At 59.2% G+C, this 21,093-nt stretch carries 26 protein-coding genes; 16 read left to right on the top strand and 10 right to left on the bottom strand.

What is annotated here, in order from left to right; all coding sequences use genetic code 11:
• Positions 1-19 precede the first annotated feature (19 nt).
• From AC0J1C_RS07545 to AC0J1C_RS07535, 3 genes are all read left to right on the top strand, one after another.
• On the top strand, positions 20-346 hold the full coding sequence (locus tag AC0J1C_RS07545; protein ID WP_473046277.1) for a DUF2834 domain-containing protein: 327 nt from the start codon (positions 20-22) through the stop codon (positions 344-346).
• A gap of 68 nt (positions 347-414) precedes the next feature.
• Positions 415-1,356, top strand: a complete 942-nt coding sequence (locus AC0J1C_RS07540; protein ID WP_473046275.1) for a zinc-dependent alcohol dehydrogenase — start codon at positions 415-417, stop codon at positions 1,354-1,356.
• Positions 1,357-1,438: 82 nt separating this feature from the next.
• Positions 1,439-1,918: an acyl-CoA thioesterase gene (locus AC0J1C_RS07535; protein ID WP_473046274.1), complete on the top strand. Its 480-nt coding sequence runs from the start codon at positions 1,439-1,441 to the stop codon at positions 1,916-1,918.
• A gap of 24 nt (positions 1,919-1,942) precedes the next feature.
• Here the strand turns inward: AC0J1C_RS07535 and AC0J1C_RS07530 are convergent, their stop codons facing one another.
• Positions 1,943-2,266 (bottom strand): thioredoxin family protein, encoded by a 324-nt coding sequence (locus tag AC0J1C_RS07530; RefSeq protein WP_473046272.1) that lies wholly within the window; start codon positions 2,264-2,266, stop codon positions 1,943-1,945.
• Between the two features lie 92 nt (positions 2,267-2,358).
• On the opposite strand from AC0J1C_RS07530, the gene AC0J1C_RS07525 reads away from it, so the two are divergent.
• The 10 genes from AC0J1C_RS07525 to AC0J1C_RS07480 all read left to right on the top strand — a co-directional run bounded on the left by AC0J1C_RS07525 (position 2,359) and on the right by AC0J1C_RS07480 (position 7,719).
• Positions 2,359-2,625 carry a DksA/TraR family C4-type zinc finger protein gene (locus tag AC0J1C_RS07525; RefSeq protein ID WP_473046271.1) on the top strand — a complete coding sequence of 89 codons (267 nt, stop codon included), beginning with the start codon at positions 2,359-2,361 and terminating at the stop codon, positions 2,623-2,625.
• A gap of 63 nt (positions 2,626-2,688) precedes the next feature.
• Positions 2,689-3,129 (top strand): methyltransferase family protein, encoded by a 441-nt coding sequence (locus AC0J1C_RS07520; protein WP_473046269.1) that lies wholly within the window; start codon positions 2,689-2,691, stop codon positions 3,127-3,129.
• A gap of 19 nt (positions 3,130-3,148) precedes the next feature.
• Complete coding sequence (locus AC0J1C_RS07515) at positions 3,149-3,373, top strand: ChaB family protein (protein WP_091984718.1); 225 nt, start codon at positions 3,149-3,151, stop codon at positions 3,371-3,373.
• An 86-nt stretch (positions 3,374-3,459) separates the two neighbouring features.
• Complete coding sequence (locus AC0J1C_RS07510; protein ID WP_473046267.1) at positions 3,460-4,026, top strand: hypothetical protein; 567 nt, start codon at positions 3,460-3,462, stop codon at positions 4,024-4,026.
• Between the two features lie 43 nt (positions 4,027-4,069).
• Positions 4,070-4,504 carry a GFA family protein gene (locus AC0J1C_RS07505; RefSeq protein WP_473046266.1) on the top strand — a complete coding sequence of 145 codons (435 nt, stop codon included), beginning with the start codon at positions 4,070-4,072 and terminating at the stop codon, positions 4,502-4,504.
• A 15-nt stretch (positions 4,505-4,519) separates the two neighbouring features.
• A complete protein-coding gene (locus AC0J1C_RS07500) occupies positions 4,520-4,741 on the top strand; it encodes a GDCCVxC domain-containing (seleno)protein (protein ID WP_473046265.1) in 222 nt (73 codons plus the stop codon).
• 17 nt (positions 4,742-4,758) lie between these two features.
• The gene (locus AC0J1C_RS07495; RefSeq protein WP_375193703.1) at positions 4,759-5,091 is read left to right on the top strand and encodes a YnfA family protein; all 333 of its coding nucleotides are present in this window, start codon (positions 4,759-4,761) and stop codon (positions 5,089-5,091) included.
• Between the two features lie 197 nt (positions 5,092-5,288).
• Positions 5,289-6,035 (top strand): SDR family oxidoreductase, encoded by a 747-nt coding sequence (locus AC0J1C_RS07490; protein ID WP_473046263.1) that lies wholly within the window; start codon positions 5,289-5,291, stop codon positions 6,033-6,035.
• Positions 6,036-6,054: 19 nt separating this feature from the next.
• On the top strand, positions 6,055-6,513 hold the full coding sequence (locus tag AC0J1C_RS07485) for a hypothetical protein (protein ID WP_375193701.1): 459 nt from the start codon (positions 6,055-6,057) through the stop codon (positions 6,511-6,513).
• A 60-nt stretch (positions 6,514-6,573) separates the two neighbouring features.
• On the top strand, positions 6,574-7,719 hold the full coding sequence (locus AC0J1C_RS07480; protein WP_375193700.1) for an iron-containing alcohol dehydrogenase: 1,146 nt from the start codon (positions 6,574-6,576) through the stop codon (positions 7,717-7,719).
• Between the two features lie 97 nt (positions 7,720-7,816).
• On the opposite strand, the gene AC0J1C_RS07475 is transcribed toward AC0J1C_RS07480, so the two are convergent.
• The 8 genes from AC0J1C_RS07475 to AC0J1C_RS07440 form a co-directional block, all read right to left on the bottom strand.
• The gene (locus AC0J1C_RS07475) at positions 7,817-8,539 is read right to left on the bottom strand and encodes an amino acid ABC transporter ATP-binding protein (RefSeq protein WP_091984693.1); all 723 of its coding nucleotides are present in this window, start codon (positions 8,537-8,539) and stop codon (positions 7,817-7,819) included.
• Positions 8,536-9,189 (bottom strand): amino acid ABC transporter permease, encoded by a 654-nt coding sequence (locus AC0J1C_RS07470; RefSeq protein WP_375193699.1) that lies wholly within the window; start codon positions 9,187-9,189, stop codon positions 8,536-8,538. The genes AC0J1C_RS07475 and AC0J1C_RS07470 overlap by 4 nt, the downstream gene beginning before the upstream one ends.
• Positions 9,189-9,854: an amino acid ABC transporter permease gene (locus AC0J1C_RS07465; RefSeq protein WP_375193698.1), complete on the bottom strand. Its 666-nt coding sequence runs from the start codon at positions 9,852-9,854 to the stop codon at positions 9,189-9,191. Before AC0J1C_RS07465 ends, AC0J1C_RS07470 begins: the two co-directional genes overlap by 1 nt.
• Positions 9,855-9,967: 113 nt before the next feature.
• Positions 9,968-10,786, bottom strand: a complete 819-nt coding sequence (locus tag AC0J1C_RS07460) for a transporter substrate-binding domain-containing protein (RefSeq protein WP_375193697.1) — start codon at positions 10,784-10,786, stop codon at positions 9,968-9,970.
• A gap of 299 nt (positions 10,787-11,085) precedes the next feature.
• Entirely contained in the window at positions 11,086-13,653 is a 2,568-nt protein-coding gene (locus tag AC0J1C_RS07455; RefSeq protein ID WP_473046261.1) for an ABC transporter permease, read from the bottom strand.
• A complete protein-coding gene (locus tag AC0J1C_RS07450; protein ID WP_375193724.1) occupies positions 13,643-14,296 on the bottom strand; it encodes an ABC transporter ATP-binding protein in 654 nt (217 codons plus the stop codon). Before AC0J1C_RS07450 ends, AC0J1C_RS07455 begins: the two co-directional genes overlap by 11 nt.
• A 209-nt stretch (positions 14,297-14,505) precedes the next feature.
• On the bottom strand, positions 14,506-15,612 hold the full coding sequence (locus tag AC0J1C_RS07445) for a histone deacetylase (RefSeq protein ID WP_375193695.1): 1,107 nt from the start codon (positions 15,610-15,612) through the stop codon (positions 14,506-14,508).
• A 15-nt stretch (positions 15,613-15,627) separates the two neighbouring features.
• Positions 15,628-16,176, bottom strand: a complete 549-nt coding sequence (locus AC0J1C_RS07440; protein WP_473046260.1) for a GNAT family N-acetyltransferase — start codon at positions 16,174-16,176, stop codon at positions 15,628-15,630.
• Between the two features lie 137 nt (positions 16,177-16,313).
• Here AC0J1C_RS07440 and AC0J1C_RS07435 point away from each other — a divergent pair, with 137 nt between their 5' ends.
• Positions 16,314-16,979 (top strand): DNA-3-methyladenine glycosylase I, encoded by a 666-nt coding sequence (locus tag AC0J1C_RS07435; RefSeq protein ID WP_473046259.1) that lies wholly within the window; start codon positions 16,314-16,316, stop codon positions 16,977-16,979.
• A gap of 52 nt (positions 16,980-17,031) precedes the next feature.
• Here the strand turns inward: AC0J1C_RS07435 and AC0J1C_RS07430 are convergent, their stop codons facing one another.
• Positions 17,032-17,943 (bottom strand): pirin family protein, encoded by a 912-nt coding sequence (locus AC0J1C_RS07430; RefSeq protein WP_473046257.1) that lies wholly within the window; start codon positions 17,941-17,943, stop codon positions 17,032-17,034.
• A 146-nt stretch (positions 17,944-18,089) separates the two neighbouring features.
• On the opposite strand from AC0J1C_RS07430, the gene AC0J1C_RS07425 reads away from it, so the two are divergent.
• Positions 18,090-20,189, top strand: coding sequence for a TonB-dependent siderophore receptor (locus AC0J1C_RS07425; RefSeq protein WP_473046255.1), 2,100 nt, complete (start codon positions 18,090-18,092; stop codon positions 20,187-20,189).
• Positions 20,190-20,357: 168 nt separating this feature from the next.
• The gene (locus AC0J1C_RS07420) at positions 20,358-21,053 is read left to right on the top strand and encodes an aspartate/glutamate racemase family protein (protein WP_473046254.1); all 696 of its coding nucleotides are present in this window, start codon (positions 20,358-20,360) and stop codon (positions 21,051-21,053) included.
• Positions 21,054-21,093: the final 40 nt, after the last annotated feature.

Below are 21,093 nucleotides of genomic sequence, written 5' to 3'. Positions count from 1 at the left end.
AATTTGATCAAGGAAGATTATGAAAGTATCAACCCTCCCCCTCATCGTTCTCTGTCTGTTTATGGGCTTCACCTTCTGGGTCATGGCGGGGGCCGAGCAATCGCTGCTGGCTTTCGGCGCCCAGTTAATGTCCAGCCCCGATACCGCGCAAGTTGTTATCGATCTCTACATTCTCGCGGCATTGGCTTGCATCTGGATGTATCAGGATGCAAAACGACGGGGCAAAGGATGGGGTTATCTGCTTCCGTTTTTCGTGGTGACCGCCGTATTTGTGTCCGCAGGACCGTTGCTTTATCTGGTGCTTCGGGGTGGTGGCAGGTCGGAAGCTGTGCCCGATAAAGCCTGACTAGCCGAATCCGATTACGGCACGCCGGTAGTGCCAGGATCATCTCGTTACATGGGGTTCAAGAGCGGATGAGAGCATTGCTACTCAGAGGGCCAGGAGAACTGAGCCTTGAAACGTTGGCTTGGCCGGTAGCTGCTTGCGGTGAAGTCATTATCAACGTTGAAATCACCAGCATCGGCGGCAGCGAAATTGCCGCGTTTCAGAACCCGGGGCTCCGCCCTCTGCCGAACATCATGGGGCACGGCCTGTGTGGAACAACGCCATCCGGCCACCGCGTCGCGGTTTTCCCATTATCGGGTTGTGGGAATTGCCTTTACTGTCTTCAGGACCAACCCCAACTCTATGATGACTGGCGCCTGATTGGCGTTCAATCACCCGGAGGGTTCGCGGAACAGGTGGCGGTTCCGGAGTCTGCTCTGGTTCCCCTACCCTCATCTCTGAGCTGGGAGCAGGCCTCATTCATCGAGCCGTTCGCCAACTCCCTCAATGCGTGGGAACGAGCGCAACCCAAACCCACGGATTCTGTCTTGATTATCGGCGCTGGCTCACTGGGATTGGGGCTAGCGGCCATAGCACATCATCAAGGCTGTGTATCGATAGCAGTTTCCGATCCATCGCCGACCCGGCTTGAGGCGGCTTTGGCGCTGGGCGCCAGCGAGGTTGCTCACGGGTTCAATACCGGGTTCGATGTTGTTTTCGATACAGTTGGCAGCGAGCAATCCCGAGCAGAATGCCTTCAGCGCACCCGGAAGGGAGGAAAGGCCGTTTTCCTTGGCTTTGCATCGCAGTCACTCAGTGTGGATTTCTCGCGCCTGATCCGCGAGCAGAAAACGCTGATCGGCTCGTTCGTGTTCTCCCGGGAACAGTTCATGAAAGCCATGGAGCTGGCCGGTCGATGTCGTTCGGAATGGGTCCGGAACCTCTCATTTGATGAGGTTTTCGCAGAACTTCAAGCCTATGCAAATGGTAATTTCGAACCCGTGAAGTCAGCACTTCGACCGCAACGCTGAGCGGAGCCGCTGTCTACATATTTACTGCCACCATCCGCCAGACTGGCGCCTATACTGGATAACAAACCACCAGAGAAGCGCCATGGAACCCAATTCAACAAGCCTGAGCATGACCGTACTGATGACGCCGGACAAAGCCAATTTTTCCGGCAACGTGCACGGTGGCACCCTGCTGAAGTACCTGGATGAGGTGGCCTACGCCTGCGCCAGCCGGTACGCAGGCACCTATGTGGTGACTCTCTCGGTGGATCAGGTGATGTTTCTGCAACCCATCCACGTGGGCGAGCTGGTCACCTTTCTGGCCAGTGTAAACTACACCGGCCGAACCTCCATGGAGATCGGCATCAAGGTGGTCACCGAGAACATCCGCGACAAGCTGGTGCGACACAGCAACAGCTGCTTTTTTACTATGGTGGCAGTGGATGACAACGGCAAAGCGGTGGAGGTGCCAGAGCTGGTGCCCCGCACCGACAATCAGATCCGGCGCTTTGCCAACGGCAAGGAGCGCCGTGCGATTCGTGCCGAGCTGGAGGAGCGGTATAAGGCACTGCATCGCAAATAGCAATGCAGGTCGAATGGTCCCGCTTCAAGCAATCTTTGAGAGGGCCTCTTCGATGTTTTCACTGCTCTGCGGGCGCACTACCCGGGCAACCTCCTGCCCGTCCCGCAGAAATACCAGCGTTGGCCAGAGCTTTACACCAAAGGTCCGCCCTAACCTGCGGCCTTTGCCATCCTCAACCTTCAGGTGCGCAACACTCGGGTGGTCGTCCAGGGCGGCTTTTATATCCGTCTGTGCCCCCCGGCAGATCCCGCACCAGTTGGTGCCGAATTCCACTACCATCGGGCCTTGGGTCTGATCCAACTCGTCACGGCTCAGCGTTTCAGGTGTATATTGGCTGATGTACGACATGGTGTTTCCTTGTTGGTTGTCGGCTATCTTTGAGCGCCCACGTTCGAATGATACCGTTGAGTGGTTTCCGTCATCCAGATTCCGGAGGGCTCATGGCAGGTGGATGGTCCCGTGATGGTGCGGTTCAGGAACAGATTGATGCAAGTGTTGAGGATGAAATCCAGCGCGCTCGCAGCCAGCTGGCCAAAGGCGAGAGCGCCAGGGAATGCGACGAGTGCGGCGCCAGGATTCCCGAGGCCCGGCGTAAGGCCATTCCGGGTGTTCGGTTGTGCATTGACTGCCAGTCAGCCCGCGAGAAGCAAAATGGCCGGTCAAGCGGCATTAACCGTCGTGGCAGTAAGGACAGCCAGCTTCGCTGACTCGCTGGTGCCACCATCTTTGAGAACCGTTTAATCGTGAAAGCAAACCTGTTGGAAAAACGCGTGCCCCCGGTCGCACTGGTGCTGATCGTGGGATTGGTTATGTGGCTTGTCGCGGTCTCTGCCCCTCGCGTTGATGTGGGTGAAACACTTCGGCTGGCAATCGCGGGTATCCTGTTCCTGCTGGGCATCCTGTTTGCCCTCTCCGGGGTAATGGCCTTCCGGACGTCAAAAACCACCGTGGATCCTCGCAAACCCGAGGCAAGTTCTGCACTGGTCAGCTCCGGGGTGTACCGCTATTCGCGCAATCCCATGTACGTGGGTTTTGCCCTTGTGCTCGCGGCCTGGGCCGTGTTCCTTGCGTCCGCCTGGGCGCTGCTCGGCGTTCCTTTCTTTGTCGCGTATATGAACCGGTTCCAGATAGCTCCGGAGGAGCAAGCGCTCGGGGAAATCTTCGGAGAGGAATTCACGGCCTACATGCAGCGGGTACGTCGTTGGATCTAACAACGCAGGAGGTAGACCAATGCCCTATCATCGCAACACTGAATTACCCTCCAGTGTTCGTAACAACCTGCCGGAGAAGGCTCAGGAAATCTACCGTAAGGCCTTCAATTCCGCTTGGGACGAATACGAGGACCCGGAAGACCGACGCGATAACGCCAGCCGGGAGGAAACTGCCCACAAGGTGGCCTGGGCAGCGGTGAAGAAGGAATACCACAAGGAAGGCGATCGGTGGGTAAAATCCTGAGCTGATTGCCGTGATTCGGCTTGCTTCCCTGAAGAACGGGCGTCGGTCTATGCTTACGGAGACCGCTCCGGATCTGGTGGAACTCCATGAAGCAAGGCTTGTTTCTTTTACCTTTGCTGGCGTTGGCCGGCTGTTCTACAACTCAGGCGCCCGACAACGACACCGGTTTCGCGTCCGTCGCTCAGCTTGAGACCTTCGCCGGCTGCTATAAAAACTGCAGCAGCCCCTCTGACGGCTCGTCACCGGTGTGCCTGACTTCCATCCTCTGGCCCGGACAGTTCCCGGCAGAATCCCTACCGGAGGCGGTGGCCATTCGCAGCGGCAGTGGCTCAAGCCTGATCGCTTCGGCCATTCGGGACAACGCCGTTTTACAGGAATCGCGGTTCGAGGAAGGCAAACACTTTCATTTCAGGGACGGGCGCATTGAGCTGAATCGCGACTTCCTGGCCTCGGGCGCCCGGGAACCCGGCAATCCGTTTATTGGCCTCGCGACAAGCAGCACCGAACTTGGGCTGGATGCGTCTGGCAAGGGTCGTATCAGCCAATCAACAGCCTTCGCCGGCACAGGGTTTCTCATCGTACCCATTGCCGGTAAAACCTCGACTATTCATAAGATTGACCGGGCGCCATCGGATCTTTGTGCGATAGACTAGTGTCCCATCAGCTTCCGACTGTGAGCGAACCAAGGATAACTCCATGAAAGGCGAATGCCTGTGCGGGGACGTTGCATTTGAGATCGAGGGTAACCTCCCTAACCTTTACCAGTGCCATTGCTCCCTTTGCAGAAAGGCAACGGGATCGGCAGCCAATGCCGCCACTTTTGTGCCAAGCACACGCTTTCGTTGGCTTTCCGGCCAGCAGAAGATTTCGTCGTTTCAGAAGTCCACCGGCTATCGCAGCGACTTCTGTTCTGCCTGCGGCAGCCCGGTGCCCAATCCTCTAAGAGGCAAGGAGCTGGTCTGGGTGCCTGCCGGTCTGCTCGACGAGTCGTTCGAGGCGTCGGTCACAGTGCACCTGCACCTCAGGTCGGCGGCATTATGGGAACATGATGCGGAACGTTGCCTGCGGCTGGAAGCAGGGCCAGAGAGCCTTGAAATGCTGGAAGAGGCGCTAAAGCAACCGGCGCACTAAAAGGAGAGCAAAGTAATGACCAACATCACTTTGGAATCCACCCTCACCTGTCCACATTGTGGTCACCAGAAAACGGAGACCATGCCCACGGATAGCTGCCAGTACTTTTACGCGTGCGAGTCCTGCGGACACTTGCTGAAACCCAAGTCGGGCGACTGCTGCGTTTTCTGCTCCTATGGCACCGTACCCTGCCCACCCATTCAGCAAGGCACCGATTGTTGTGCGCCGCCAGAGTGAGACCGGAGGAAGCCGTTTTGCCTGAATTGAAAACCGTTGGGCTATTTCTCGTCACAGCACTTGCTGAAATCGTCGGCTGCTACCTGCCCTATCTTTGGCTTCGTGAGGGCAAGAGTATCTGGCTGCTGGTGCCAGGTGCCCTGAGCCTGGCCGCCTTCGCCTGGCTATTGTCCCTGCACCCCACCGCAGCCGGCCGGGTGTATGCAGCCTATGGCGGCGTTTATATTTTCATGGCCATTCTCTGGCTCTGGGCCATCGACGGTATCCGGCCAACCGTCTGGGATCTTGTGGGCTCCGGAGTGGCACTGCTAGGTATGGCGATCATCATGTTCGCGCCGCGGGCTTCCTGACTTCCTGGCTGATATCTTGCCGCGCTTACCAGGCAATCACGCCCACGTACCCCGGAAACCAACGGTCGTCTCTGAAAAATTACGGCGCTGGTGGAATAGCGCAGAAGCGCCGGTAACGGGCTGTTTTTCCGCCAATTCCAATCCCGGCCAATCGTGGTAGTCTGGGCACCATCGACTTGATGGACCAGAGGTACCACATGCGGAAAAACATTCTGATTACCGGCGCCAGCACCGGCCTGGGCGAAGGCATGGCCCGCGAATGGGCGGCCAAGGGCTGTAACCTGGCGCTTTGTGCGCGACGGGCGGACAAGCTGGAAGCCCTGCAGCGGGAACTCCAACAGGCCCACCCGAACATCCGGGTACTGGTGCGCGGTCTGGACGTGTGCGATTACGAGCAGGTATTCGACGTATTTCGTGGCTTCCGCGAGGAGTTGGGCAGCCTCGACCGGGTGGTTGTCAACGCCGGAATCGGCAGCTCACAGCCCATTGGCCGCGGACAGTTTGAAGCTAACCGAAAGACAGCTGAAACCAACTTCGTAGCCGCCATCGCCCAGAGCGAGGCGGCCATGGAAATCTTCCGTGAGCAGAACAGCGGTCACCTCGTGTTGATGTCCTCGGTGAGTGGCGTGCGTGGTTTCCGGGGTCCTCTCAACGTTTACGCTGCAACCAAGGCCGCCGTCGCCTCTCTCGCCGAGGGCCTGCAGCTCGACACCAGGGGCAAGCCCATCAATGTCAGCAACATCCTGCCCGGCTACATCCTCACCGACATCAACCGGGATACCAAGAACGCGCCCTTCCGGGTAGATCTGGAAACCGGCGTCAAAGCCCTGGTGAAGGCCATCGAATCAGAAAAGCGCCGCGCCTACGTACCCTGGTGGCCCTGGACACCGCTGAGCTACGTGATTAAGTCACTGCCCTTTGGCCTGTTTGCCAGGGCCATGTAACCGGTTCGGATCCTGCTCAATGTTCAAATCCCTTGCTCTGGCAGCACTGATTGCAGTGCTGCTCGCCTTCCTCGGCTTTCAGTATTACATCACCTCGGTGCCCGAACTGGTGGAACCCATCGCGGTGGAAGACGCGCGCTTTATCGAACAGGACAACAGCCTGATCGTCACCTTCCAAGGCAGTGCCGGGCACCGCTTCACCTTCGGGCTGCGGGGCGACGTAACCAACGACCCTGACCAGACCGCCCTGTTCTTCATTCGCAATCCGGATCTGGTGCCCTACGTCTACTGGCCCGGTTTCCGGAGCAACGACGAAAAGCGGGTATTGGAGCTTCTGGAATACTGGTCAGAAAGCCACTTGCCCGCAGACCAGCTGGAATCCTTCAGGCAGGCCGAACCCGGTGAATTAATGCCGGACAGACTGGGCGGAGAAGCAGCCGCCTATCGTATCTATCAGGTGCTTGCGGGCCGCAACTGAGAGCAGGGCCCCGAGCACAGGCTTTTTGTACACTAATCGCTTTCAGATCGAGGAATCACGATGACACCCGCCTTCAATGTCCTCACGCCAGCAGAAATTGTTTTCGGTCGCGGCCGGATGGCCGAACTGAACGAACGTGCCAGCCGGATGGGCCGACGGGCACTGGTGGTTCATGGCCGCAGTCCTGAGCGACTGAGCCCGGTATTCCAGTCGCTGGCCGACATTGAAGTGGTCCAGACCCTGTCCATTGGCAAGGAGCCGGATCTTGATACGCTCTCTGCCGCCATCGCTGCGGGCAAAAGCCTTGGCGTGGATCTGGTTCTGGGCATTGGTGGCGGTTCTGTGATGGACTCAGCCAAAGTGCTGGCGGCCATGCTGCCCAGTCCCTCCGGGCTGATGGATCACCTGGAGGTGGTGGGCAAAGGCTTGCCTCTCAAAGCTGACCGGCTGCCACTGATTCTGGTGCCAACCACCTCGGGCACCGGTGCCGAAGTCACCAGGAACGCCGTAGTGGATATCCCGCAGGCTCAACGGAAGGTCAGTCTCCGGGATAACCGTCTGTTGCCAGACCTGGCCCTGGTAGACCCCGCGCTGACTGACCACTGCCCCAGGTCTGTCACGTTGCACTCGGGCCTGGATGCGGTCACCCAGGTGATTGAGCCGTACCTTTCTTCCCGGGCCACGCCGTTTACCGACATGCTGTGCATTGAAGCCATTCCACGTGGCTTGCAGGCCCTCAAACAGCTTATGGCGAGCGAATCGGAAGACGCCCGGGATACCATGGCCCATGTCAGCCTGTTTGGCGGCCTGGCCCTCGCCAACTCGGGACTGGGCGTGGTGCACGGTATTGCCGGGCCTTTAGGCGGGCTCATTGGGGCACCCCACGGCGCCATTTGTGGCGCCCTCCTTCCGGCAGGCATTGCCGTAAATCGCGACCACGCCGAAACAGACGAGCAGCGGGCAAGGATTGATCGGGTGGTCGGGTGGATTGCCGAGGCTTTCGAAACTTCGCCAGGGCAGGCTTTGACGGTGTTCCGCGACTGGATTGACGAGAACGGCCTGCCCGGCCTGGCAACCCTTGGCGTGACTGAAGAACAGGTGGTTGCGGCAGCGGACGCAGCGGCCAGCTCATCCTCCATGAAGGCCAACCCGGTGGTACTGGCTCGGGAGGCCGTGGAGGGCGTCATACGCCAATCGATGGGCTAGGCGGAAACGCACAAGGGATAGGAAAAAATGGTTGGAGAAGCGGGTCCAACGACTCCTCCAACCAGCGCCACGGCCGTGGCGACTTTCTTTGAATCGGTTAACGCACCTTGGAAAGGAACTTCTGGGTCAGCGGATTCTGGGGATCGGTAATCACCTGCCTGGCTTCGCCGATCTCGGCAATCACGCCCTGGTGGAAGTACGCCACCCGGTCGGAAACATCCCGCGCGAAACCCATTTCATGGGTCACACAGATCATGGTCATGCCGTCTTCTGCCAGCATGCGCAGGGTGTCGAGCACCTCGCCCACGAGCTCCGGGTCCAGGGCCGAAGTAACCTCATCCAGGAGCATGTAATCCGGCCTCATGGCCATGGCACGGGCAATCGCCAGGCGCTGCTGCTGGCCGCCGGACATCTTGGTTGGGTACACATCCAGCTTGTCCCCCAGGCCAACGTGCTCCAGCTCCTTCTTGGCGATCTCCATCGCCTCTTCCTTGCTCATCTTCTTGACGATCCGGGGCGCCAGCGCCGCGTTTTCCAGCACTGTCATGTGTGGGAAGGAATTCCACTGCTGGAAAACCATACCCAGCTTCTGGCGCAGCTTGTCCTTGTTGGTGTCCCTGGCGTGGACATCCACGTCGTCAACCAGGATCTTGCCGCTGTTGATGGTTTCAATGGCGTTGATGCAGTAAAGCAGGGTGGATTTGCCGCTACCAGAGCCCCCGATAACGCTCACTACCTCGCCCTTCTGCACATCCAGGCTGACGCCTTTCAGGACTTCAAGATCGCCAAAGGATTTGTGGACATTCTGGACGCTGATCATATTGCCATTTTCCTCTCAACATACCGGCCGTAGTAGGACAGCGGGTACGAAATAATGAAGTAGAAGATACCAACGCCGATGAGTATCTCGAGCGGCTGCTGGGTTCTTGAAATCAGTTGCTCCGAGGTGCGCAGCAGTTCCATATAGCCGATCACTGACACCAGGGCCGAATCCTTGATCACACTCAGGGAAACGCCCAGCCAGGACGGGAACACCGCACGCAGGCCGATGGGCAGCCGGATGTGATAGATGGTCTGCCACTTGGTCATGCCCAGGGAACGGGCCGCTGTCTGCATGGACGGGCTCACGCTCTCGAAGCCGCCGCGGAATACCTCGCTCATGAAGGCCATGGTGTACAGCGAGAGCACGATGGACCCCGCTACGAACGGCGCCAGCGGGCTCCCGGCGGCACCCATGAAGGTGGAGAACAGAATGAGCTGGATGATCAGCGGCACGCTCCGGAGCACGTCCAGCACGCCGCCAAACAGCATGTTCACCCATCGATTACTCTCAGCCCGGGCAAAACCCACGATCAGGCCCAGCACGGTGCCCACAACGATGGCCAGTACCGAGATGATGACCGTGTTCCAGACACCCGTCAGGATCAGGCCGCTATCGCTCCAGGACAGGGGTGTGAATAGAGATCCCATCAGATTTCCCCCTTGAAGAGTCTGCGCGCCAGAAGCGATGAACCAAACAGCACCAGCTTGGTGATGATGAAATACATAACCGCCGCCACAATGAAGAACTCAAGAGTCCGGAAGCTCAGTGACTGCAACCGCTGGGTGGTACCAGACAGCTCGCTCATGCCCACCAGAATGCCCAGCGAGCTCATCAGGATCGACCACACGAACTGGTTGGTCATCGGGTGATAGATACGGCGCAGCATCTGCGGAAGGATAATGTGCCAGTAGCACTGAAAGCTGGTCATGCCCAGGGATTTGGACGCACTGTACTGGGTGCTCGGAATTGACTGGAAGCCGCCACGGAAAGTTTCCGTGAGATAACCGGCGTTGATGAATACCAGCGCACTGAGAACCGCCGCATAGGGACTGAGGTGTATGCCAAATGCCCCCAGGCCGAAATACGCCATGTAGATCTGGAACAGAGCCGGCGTGTTCCGGGCAATTTCAACCCACACCGTCGCGACCTGGCTGAAGAACTTGGTGTTGTTCATTTTGGCAATCGCCAGGAGGATGGCGATGACAATGCCCAGGAGCATGGCGAGAACGGAAACGTGCAGGGTAACGAAGGCGCCGTTCAGCAACTGGGGCATGTTCTGGAACACAACGTTCCAGTGAAATTCGTAGTCCATACCTTTGCCATTTTATGAATGGAAGGAAACTCGACCACCAGCCCGCCACGGCGGCGCTGGCATCAATACTTCGGGGCGACCGCCCGATCGGCAGCCGCCCTGTCGCCCGTTGCTTACTTGTTGTCTCTCAGGGTTTTGATCAGATCGGCAGGTACATCGGTGCCAAAGTGCTTGTTGTAGGCTTCGTTCATGTTGCCATCACGAATCTGACGCACCAGGAACAGGTTCAGGTAGTTGATCCAGGCCACCTCATCACGCTTGGCAATGATGCCAACAACGTCGTCGTAGTTGGGCACGTAGGGGCCGGCCACGAAGTCTTCGAATTCTTCACTGCGCAGTTTGGTGGCAATGTTGGTGTTGGTGGAGATGATGGCGTCTACCTTGCCCTGGTAAAGGCCGAGGTAGGCATCGTTCTCGGACTTGAAGGAAGTGTAGTTGTCCTTGCCCCAGCCCTGCTGCTCTGCGTAGGCCAGGTACTCGGTTTCGTAGGTGGTGCCGAGCGCGGCGCCAACCTTCAGGTTCTTCAGGTCCTCGAAGGACTGAATGTTCTTGTCTTCGTGAGCAATCACCTGGAATTTGAAAACGAAGTACGGGTAGGTGAAGCCTACGGTCTTGGCGCGTTCGAGAGTATCGGAGGTGGAGCCAATAACCACGTCAGTCTTGCCGGAAACCAGAGAGGGAATCCGCTCACCCCAGGTGAGGTTGAGCACGTTCACGTCCACGCCAAGCGCCTCGCCCAGGTCGTTGCAGTAATCCACATCGAACCCGGCCGGGTTGTTGTTTTCGTCAAAATAGCCCATGGGTGGGAAATCAAGAACCACGCCACAGTTCAGCGTGCCACGCTGAATCACGGTATCCAGCTGGTCGGCTGTTGCGTTGATTGGAGCGGCTGCAGCACAAGCAAATACCAGCGGTGCAAGTTTGCGAATCATAGTGTTTCTCTCTTTTTCTTTTGTGGGCGAAAGGTTTCTGACCGATATGCCTACACATCACGCGCTATGTGCAGAAAGCATACGTATAAATGCTACCCCAGAAGTTTTAGTAAAATGTCTTGAAATAGGCAAATGCGTAGTGAATTTTCCTAAATTTTGCCATCACAAAACGATTTCACGAACCAAAACGACGAATTCCAGCCAGTAAGATCAAAAAAATATTGCATTAATCATATAAATTGCCGATTTCCCTGCGTTTTCCAGCACCTGCATGGCAGGCCCCAATCCTGGCCGCAAAACTAGCCTTCCCGCAGTAAAACGGCCGGATTCAGGCGCATGGCCTTGAGGGTTGGCAACAGCCCGCCCAGCAGGGCCAGAGCACTGACCGTGCCCGCAACAAGCATGCCCAGCCACCACAGATCGGCGGCTGGCAGTTTCAGCACCTGATCCGCCAGCGGCAATGCAATCAGCGCGCCCAGGCCAGTGGCAAACACCGTGGCCAGGAGGGTGAGCAAACAGGTCTCCAGTAGCAGGGAGGTGCGGATGGTCTCGTGCCGGGCACCCAGGCAGTGCAGAAGGTTGGCCTCGTATAACTGTCGTCGCCGGCTTACGCTTACCACACTGGAAAGCACCAGCAGACTTGCCAACAGGCTCACAGACGCCACTGCGGCCAGTCCTGCTGCCGCCTTGTTCAGGAGATTGCCGGCTGTCGCCAACCAGTCGGCTGTGCGGAGCGTGATGACGTTCGGCAGGTTTTGCGCAAGCCAGCGCTGGGATTGCTTCGCCGCCTCGTCACTCTGATAAACCGCGCCCACGTTCAGACTGATGAGTCCGTCCAGGGCGCCATCCTGCAGAATGCCCTCAAACCAGAAGCGCGTCTGCAGCCCCTTTTGCCGGTAAATGGCGCGAATTTCCGCGGTAATAGTCTTGTCCTGCGCGGTAAACGTCACCTGGTCGCCAATCCCGAGGCCAAGCTGGTAGGCCTCCCGGTCTTCCATGGCCATGAACGCCGACTGTCCGCGTGGCGCGGGTTCAGTCCACCAGTTGCCCTCCACCAGCTCAAGGCCCTCCGGATTTCCCGACAGGTAACTGAGCTTGTATTCATCTCCCATAGCCTCGCGCCGGGCATCGGCGTCGTCGGCCAGTACCCGGGCAATGGGTTGCTGGTTGATGGTCGACAGTCGCGACCGCACCAGCGGTAACAGCTCGGTCTGGCTGGTACTATCCAGTTGCGCAAGCCCTGTCCGTAGCGGTTGCCGCTGATCCGGGAACACCTCGTACAGAATCAGCGCGGGCGCCTGCTCGGGTATGGTGGTCTCCAGCGCGCGCAACAGCGTGGTCACCATCAGGGTGCAGGCCACAACAAGAGTCAGGGCTGTGCCCAGCGACAGCAGCGTGGCCCGCAGGGGCGAGTCGGGCCGGTGCAGGTTCGCCAGGGCAAGCCTGCGGGTGAACTTCCCGTCGGCAAAACCTGCCGTTTCGAGGGCCTTGGCGCCTTTTCGCAGCCCCTTGATCAGGCCTTCCAGCAGAGCCCAGAGAACCATCACCGCCAACAGGAACAGAAACCCCAGATGCGGCGAAGGCAGCCACAGAAGCGTTGCTGTGATGTAAAACGCCAGCAGGCCGTAACTCGCCCGTCGCCAGCTACGGGGCTCGTTGGGTGCCGCCTCCACCTGGCCCCGGAACAGACCTGCCGGCGGCGCAGCCAGCGCTCGCGCCAGGGCCGGCAATGCAAACACGTAGGCCGTCAGCACGGCGAACACCCAGCTTAACAGCAAGGGTATAACCCAGAGCGAGAGCACATTTGCCGCACCCGCCGAACCGCCTGCGGTGAACGCATCGCCAGCCACGTGGAGCGCCACGGACGACAGCCCCAGCCCGATACCGCCGCCAATCAGCCCGGCCAGCGTGCCCAGAATGCCAATCTGCAACAGGTAAATGCACACCAGCGGCTTCCGGCGCAGGCCCAGAGTCTGCAGGGTGGCGATGGTGCCCAGTTTTTCGTCGAGATAGGCATGAATGCTGTTGGCCACGCCCAACCCGCCGATGAACAGAGTGGTGAAGGCAATCAGAATGAGCGCAGTGGCAATCTGGTCCAGCCGCTCGGAAATCCGCTCGCTGCGTTCAGCAAAGGTGGTTATCTCCCAGCGGGCATCAGGAAAGGCCTGTTCAAAGGCCTGGAGCCAGTCCTCGAGGTTGCGGTTGGTCTGTATCCGGTACTCGTAATCCACCCGGCTGCCAGGACGAATCAGGCCGGTGGCGTCTACCGCTTCGCTGGCAATGATGACGGGCAAGCCACGCCAGTTGGCGTTCAGGCTTCTGTCGGGTTGTGCCTGAATCAGCCCGGTGATGCGAAAGATCGCAGCGCCAATTTGGATGTCGTCGCCAACGCCCTGCCCCAGCCGCTCGGCCAGCAGCGGGTCGATCAAGGCGCCCCACTGCCCATTGTTTTTCGCGGTCAACTGTTGCCGCGACTGGTTCGGGCTCAGCTCCAGCTCACCGTAAAGCGGATAGGCATCGTCTGGCACCAGGATTTCCGCACGGAAAAAGCCTTCGCCGTCACTGCCGGAGACAATCGTGTCGAATTCCCGAACCAGCGAGAGACGGCCCGTGGCCTCAATCCAGTCTCGCACCTCTGGCGGGAGCGCTTCGCTGGCTTCCAGTTCCACGTCGCCGCCAAGAAGAGCGCGGGTATCGGCCAGCAGGCTCTGCTCGATCACTCGGTACAGACTGGCGGTGGCCGCCACCAGGGTAACCCCAAGAATCAGACAGGCCAGAAACACCCTGAGCGCCGAGATGCGCGAGCGCAGATCAGCGATGGCAAATCGCAGCATCCAGGCCGGTTTGCGGGAGGCGCTAGGCTTCATGAAGACACCCAGCGTCCATGCGTACCCGGTGCTGGCAACGCTCGGCTACCCGTTCATCGTGGGTTACCAGCACCAACGTGGATTGGCTGTCCTTGTGCAGATCAAACAGCAGCGACAACACTTTCTCGCCGGTCTCCCGGTCCAGATTCCCGGTGGGTTCGTCACCAAGCAGCAGGCTCGGCCTGTGTACCAGTGCTCTGGCGATGGCGACACGCTGTTGCTCCCCGCCCGACAGCTGGCTCGGGTAATGCTGCAGCCGATGACTCAGTCCCACGGCTTCGAGCATGTCGAGGGCCTGTTCGCGGGGGTGCTCCGCGCCCGCTATCTCAAGCGGCAGGCTCACGTTGCCGAGGGCCGTGAGTCCCGGCAGCAGATGGAAAGACTGGAAAATAATGCCCAGGTATTCGCTACGCCAGTCCGCCAATGCGTTGGCATCCATGTCACCCAGGCGCTGATCGCCGACCACGATTTCACCGCTGGTTGGGCGTTGCAGCCCCGAAAGCAGCAGCAGGAGCGAGGTTTTACCACTGCCCGAGGGACCGGTAATCGCCAGTGTGTCCCCCGGCGGCACGGTGAGCGAAGCCTTATTGAGCACCGCGACCTTGCCGGATTCGGTCGGGTACTCCAGAAAAATGTCGTTCATTTGTACGCGGGTGGACACGGTCGTTCCTTCTGCCTGTGTGTTTCCGGGAAAGCCTGAACTAAACTACGAGCCTTTTTCGCAAGTGGTGCATCCGGAGGCACACGCAGTTCATGACTGTACCCACTCCACGACGCCGCGGTAGATGTCTTGGGGACGGTTAAGGGATTGAGGAGAATGGCCCAGATTCTGGGCTCTGGAACTGGCTGCAATCATTCATTGTCGTCACTGAACGCCGAGCGGTGGAACTCCGCGGCCTCCTCCACTTCCGCAACACCGATCTCCCGCACCTCCGGCACGTCCCCTCCGGCCAGTACCTCAAGCACCGCGTGCACGCCCCGGGACAGTGAACTCAGGCTGTAGCCCCCTTCAAGAACCAGCGCAAGCCGTCCGTCGGCATGGGTCTCGGCCACCTCCTGCACAATGCCGGTGAGCATCTTGAAGCCGTTGTAGGTCAGATTCATGGCCAGATCGTTGCGGTGGGGGTCGAAGCCGGCGGACACCAGCACCAGATCCGGCTTGAAGTAATCCGCCGCCGGCACCAGGATGTCCCGAAATGCCCGCTCAAAGGCGACATCCCCTGCCGTTTCAGGCAGCGGCACGTTGATGGTATAGCCCTCGCCAAGGCCCTCGCCGACTTCCTCCAGATGCCCCGACCCCGGGTAGAACGGCGCCGCGCAGTGGGTATCGAAAAACAGCACGTCCGGGTCGGCCCAGAAAATGTCCTGGGTTCCGTTGCCGTGGTGGGCATCCCAGTCGATGATCAGGATCCGTTCACACCCGAGTTTGGCCTGGGCGTGGGCTGCAGCGATGGCGACGTTGTTGAGCAGGCAGAAACCCCGCGCACGCACCGGTTCAGCGTGATGCCCTGGTGGCCGAATCAGGGCAAACGCGCTCTGGCACTCACCGTTCACCACACTTTCCACGGCGGCAATGGCGTTACCGGCGGCTGCGGTTGCGGCCCGGATACTGTCGGGCGATACCGCCGTGGTGTCCTTGTCGAGCCATGCCCGTTTGCCGGCCAGGGAAAAGATGTGGTCCAGGTAAGAGGTGGTGTGAACCCGGGCCAGTTGCTCGTAGGTGGCAGCCTCGGCGCCGCTGCAAAACTGCACCCCGGCAATGGGATTTTCATCCAGGTAGTCCTTGACCGCACTGATGCGGCCCGGGTGCTCCGGGTAGCTCCATTTGAAGTCCAGACCCTCGAGTATGGTCCGTACACGCTTCTCCACGCGACTGGGCACAAACGGCAGGTCCACTTCCGGGTTATGCCCAAGCATGATTTCATCGTAGAACACATTGACACTGCGATCGCCGATCATGGCCGGTTTCCTTTCTCAGGGGTGGTTATCTGCAAGCGCCTGTTTAACGGCGGATGTAAACGCAGCTGCCCGCACCCCGGTGGGCTTGAACCCCAGGCGGGTCCAGGCAGCCTTGGCTTCCTTGTTGGAGGCGGAATATTCGAGGATCAGTTCGGCGGCGTGGTGCGCTTCAGCAAACGCGACCAGATCACGCAGCAAAGCCCGGAAGATGCCCATTTTCCGGAACTCGGGCTCTACCCAGACATCATCAATGATCCCCGACTTGAACTCCACGGGCTCCGACTGCTCCCAGATGCCCTGGCTTCGCCAGATGTAAACATAACCCATGCCAACCAGCCCGGCTGTGCGGTTTTCTGCCACCACCAGCCGCTTGTTGGGGTCGTCCAGTGCCGAATGCAGGGTTCTCAGCAGGCGCTTGTATTCACTTTGCTTGAGCTCGTGCGGAGGCGCGCCCGACACATGCAGGGCGAGCTTGGCAAGAAAACCCACTAGCTCGGGGAGGTCCCCTTCCCGGGCTTCCCGGATGCTGTAGTCTTTTCGGTTGTCCGATCGCTTTCCGGACATGCAGGGCTCTCCAGGCAAAACTTGGACTAACTGAAAGCTTAGTCGCTCTCCAGGGAGCCTACAAAAGTAGAGGCTTGGCATAAGGCAAGGTTCAGGGTACCGTCCCAGCATTCCTGATTAACCGACAGACAGGTGCCATGTCCTTCTTCCGTCTCTACGAACAGGCCGTGCTGCAGAAAGGCGGCGAATCCGAAGTGAAGTCCCGGCTCCCCAGAGTGGCCACGGCCGATGAGCTTGCCGCGCTCGGCGATGATCGTTATCTCTCCGAGATCACCCGCTGCATCTTCAAGGCCGGCTTCGTGTGGCGGGTTATCGAGAACAAGTGGCCGCAGTTCGAGGCGGCCTTCGAGGGCTTCGTGCCACTGTACTGGCAGCAGGTACCACCTGAAGTGCTGGAGCAACTGGCCGGCGATGAGCGGATTGTCCGCAACGCCCAGAAGATCCAGACGGTTCCCGAGAACGCACGCATGATTGTGGAAACGGCCCGGGAACACGGCAGTTTCGGGCAGTTCCTGGCGGCCTGGCCTCACAGCGATCAGGCGGGTTTACTGCTCTGGCTGAAGCGCAACGGCGCGAGGCTCGGCGGCAACAGCGCCCAGTATTTCCTGCGCCGGGTTGGCTGGGATGGGTTCATTCTTTCCCGCGATGTGATCGCGGGTCTGCAGCGGGAAGAGTTGCTGGATGCGTCCCCCACCAGCAAGAAAGGACTGATGCAGGCACAGCAAGCCTTCAATCGCTGGCACGAAGAAACCGGGCTGCCGTACAGTCACCTGTCACGCATACTTTCCATGACACTGGACTGAGTGCCATCGCGCAACGCCTCACTGAGTGTCGTTCACGGCAACCTCTCGCATGTCAGTAAGGTATGTAGTCCGATTCATCACCTACTACCTTTGCAAAGCGCCCTGCCCGCCAGTCGGCTTTCGCGGATTCAATCCGGTCCTTGCGGGACGAAACAAAATTCCATTCGATAAACCGCCTCCCCAGCGGTTCGCCACCGATCAGGGCGATCCTTGTATCCTCCTGGGCGGTAACCGAAACCCCGGGTTCATTGCTCAGGACCGCCATGTTGTGGGCCTCAACCTCAGAGCCACGGGCCTTGAGAGACCCGCTCACCACGTAGAGGCCGCGTTCGATTGACTCCGGCAGCATCAGACTCTGTCCGGGTCTCAGAAACGCTTCCAGGTACAGGGTATCGCTGTAACGGATAACCGGTGATGTCCGGCCATAGGCACTTCCGATCATGATGCGTACGGTGACCCCATCCACCTCCACGGAAGGAATCTCCGAGGCCGGGTAGTGGTAGAAAGCTGGGTCCACCTCCTCGTCGTGTTCGGGCAACGCCAACCAGAGTTGCAGGCCGTGGACACGATGGGCCTGTGCGGTGACTTCCGGCCGCTCCCGCTCCGAATGGGCAATGCCACGTCCTGCCATCATCAGGTTTATGTCTCCAGGTCGAATGGGCTGAAAGCTGCCAACGGAATCCCGGTGCAGTATTTCACCGTCGAACAAATAGGTGACCGTGGCGAGACCGATGTGTGGGTGCGGCCGCACGTTGATGCCCTCGCCCGGGGGAAAATCCGCAGGGCCCATTTCATCAAAGAAAATCCACGGACCCACCATTCTCTGCTTGGCGGTCGGCAGGAGCCGCCGAACCGAGAAGCCCCCCAGATTGGCAACCCTGGGACTCAATATCGATTGTATGGCGCTGCACGGCGCCACTGTTTCACCGCAGGACTGCTCGGCCTCTGGCATCAAGTTACTCATGACTCATCCTCCCCGTGTATTGGTTCAGGTTAGTCCATTCCCGCAACACCTGAGCGCACCGCCCATCAGCAATACGCCAATGTTGTATTTTTATTAATAATCATTATCATTCGCCTCTGCGTTTCATAACAGGAGATTCCAAAGCCATGAACCTTCCTTTCCGCCGCCGCTGCGGCTTTATCGCCCTGGCCTCGCTGATGGGTACTCCGCTGGTCGCTCTGGCTCAGTCCAACGCCAGCGAAACCGAGGAGCTTGCCCCACTGGACGTTGTGTCAGACGCGATCACAGCGCCGGAACACATGGATCTTCAGAAGCAGCCCCAGGTCGGCAAACAGAACGTGGCCATTGAGGAGCAGCCCTACTCGGTGACCGTTGTCGATGAGCAGTTCATCCAGGACTCCGGCGCCAAGACCATTCAGGATGCGCTTCTGTACACCCCGGGTGTTTACGCAGGCTCCTTCGGCTTTGACACCCGAATAGATTCAGCCACGGTGCGCGGTGTGGATGCCGGCCGCTATCTGGACGGCCTGCGGCAGATTTATGGCTCCTACAACACAGTACGCAGCAACGTTTATGCACTGGAAAGCATCGAAGTGCTGAAAGGGCCCTCCTCCATGCTCTACGGTCAGGGTGACCTCGGCGGCATCATCAACGCCGTATCCAAGCGGCCCGAAGAGGAACAGGCCGGGGAAATCTGGGCCCAATACGGCACCTTCGATCGCAAACAGTTGGCGGTGGATGTTACCGGCCCCGCAACCGAAGACGGTGAACTGCTCTATCGGCTTATCGCTCTGGGTCGTGACAGCGATACCCAGGTGGACTACGTTGAAGACGACGGCTACGTGCTCTCGCCTTCCCTCACCTGGCGCCCCTCGGAAGACACCAGCCTGACCCTGCTGCTGAACCGGCAGGAAAACAAGGGCCAGGTGTCTGCTCAGTTCCTGCCCCAGGCCGGTACGCTTGATCCGGGCTCGCAGGGGTTCATTGGTTCCGAACGGTTCGTGGGTGAGCCGGGATGGGACCGGTACGACCGTGAAAAAACCGAAGCCACTGTCTTTCTCGACCACCGCCTGAATGCCAATTGGGCGGTCTCCACCACCGCTCGATACACCGACTCCAGTGCCGAAACCCGGGAACACTGGATCACCATCCCCAGCGTTCCGGATGCCAACGGCGAGGTGCCACGCACCATCTACACCGTCGATGCCGAGACCCGTATCTTCAACCTCGATGCCCGGCTCGAAGGTGATATCAACCTCGCCAACACCCGCCATCGTCTGATCATCGGCGTCGACCGCCAGGATGCCCGCTGGGAGCAGTCCAATTATTTCTACGGTTATGGCCTCGGCGGCACCTTCGACGTTTACGATCCGCAGTACGGCAACCTCAACGCCGGTGTCATTACTCCCTCTGACCGACCGGATAATGAGATCGAGCAGATCGGTGTGTACGTCGCAGACCACATTGAAATCGGACCCGTGGTCGTGTCTGCCGGCCTGCGCCACGATTGGGCTGAAAACCGCCGGCTGGCCGTTTCCGGAGCGGATACCGTCAGCGACGAGGAAGCCACAACCGGCCGCGCAGGCCTGATGTACCGGTTCGAAAACGGCATCTCTCCGTATATCAGCTACGCGGAAGCCTTCAGCATGAATCTCGGCACCGATGGCACTGCCTCTGCCGGCACCCTGGAGCCGACGACCGGGGAGCAGCAGGAAGCGGGCGTAAAATACGTATCGCCGGATCGCTCCCTGGGCATTTCCGCAGCCTACTTCGACATTACCCAGGAAAACCGGGTGAGCGATGGACAAACGCCCGGCGGCGTGGAGCAGACCGGCGCGGTTATCAACGGCTGGGAGCTGCAGGTGAACAAGCGCTGGCAGCGGTTCGAAACCCAACTGGCCTACACCGACCTGAACGCAGACAACGACTCCACCGGCAACCGACTGCCCTACGTGGCCGAGCGCCAGGCCTCCTGGTGGAACCAGCTGTTCCTGGGTAGTAACTGGCGATTCGGTGCCGGTGTACGCTATGTGGGCGACAACGTAGGTTCCGGCGGTGGCCCGGTGGTGCCCTCAGTGACCCTCTACGACGCCATGGTCGGCTACACCTGGGGCCAGTGGGACTTCAGCGTTGATGCCAAGAACCTGGCCGATGAAGAGTACATCACCTGGTGCCGGTACGAGGGCGGCGACTGCGGTTACGGAGAACGCCGTACCGTCAATGCAAACGCCAAATTCCGGTTCTGAGCATCCTTCAATCTGCCCGCTCGTGAAAGCCGCCCGCCCTCAAAGCGGGCGGCTTTTTCTTTTGTTGTCCGATAACCGGGCCCGGGTTCGCCCCAGCAGCTATAGTGACACCCACGGGAAGCGCCCGTGGCCTTCTATGATGATTAGCGGACACTAGGGAGATTATCCATGAAAACCATTGGCCTGTTGGGAGGCATGAGCTGGGAGTCCACGCAAACCTATTACCGGCTGATCAATGAAGGTATCAAAGCCCGGCTGGGTGGCCTCCATTCGGCGAAACTGGTGCTTTTCAGCGTCGACTTTGCCGAGATCGAGGCACTGCAACACAGAGGAGACTGGCCCGCCACGGCAGACATGCTTTCTCGCGCCGCCGCATCACTTCAGAAGGCCGGGGCCGACTTCCTCCTTATTGGCACCAACACCATGCACAAGGTGGCACCCGAGATTGAACAGGCCGTTCAGATTCCCCTGTTGCACATCGCCGATGCCACGGCCCGGGTACTCCGAAACGATGGCATAAACCGCGTCGGGCTGCTGGGAACACGTTTCACCATGGAGCAGGCGTTTTACCGGGAACGCCTGGAAAAGGCCGGTATTAAAGTTCTTACTCCGGATGAGTTGCAGCGGGAAACGGTGCATCGGGTAATCTACGAAGAGCTCTGCCAGGGTCACGTCCTGGCCCAATCGCGGGATGCTTACCTGGCCATCGTAAACTCACTCTCCGGCCGTGGCGCGCAGGCGGTGATTCTGGGCTGCACCGAAATCGGCCTGCTGATCAATCAGAAGGACACCGAGGTACCGCTGTACGACACCACGGCAATCCACGCCATGCAGGCCGTTGACCGGGCCCTGGCAGGTCCGTAAAAACCGACCAAGACGAACACCCGCAAAAACTGGATAATGG

This window comes from Marinobacter sp. E2, from assembly GCF_055755345.1.
This window is presented reverse-complemented; position numbering and strand designations above follow the sequence as displayed.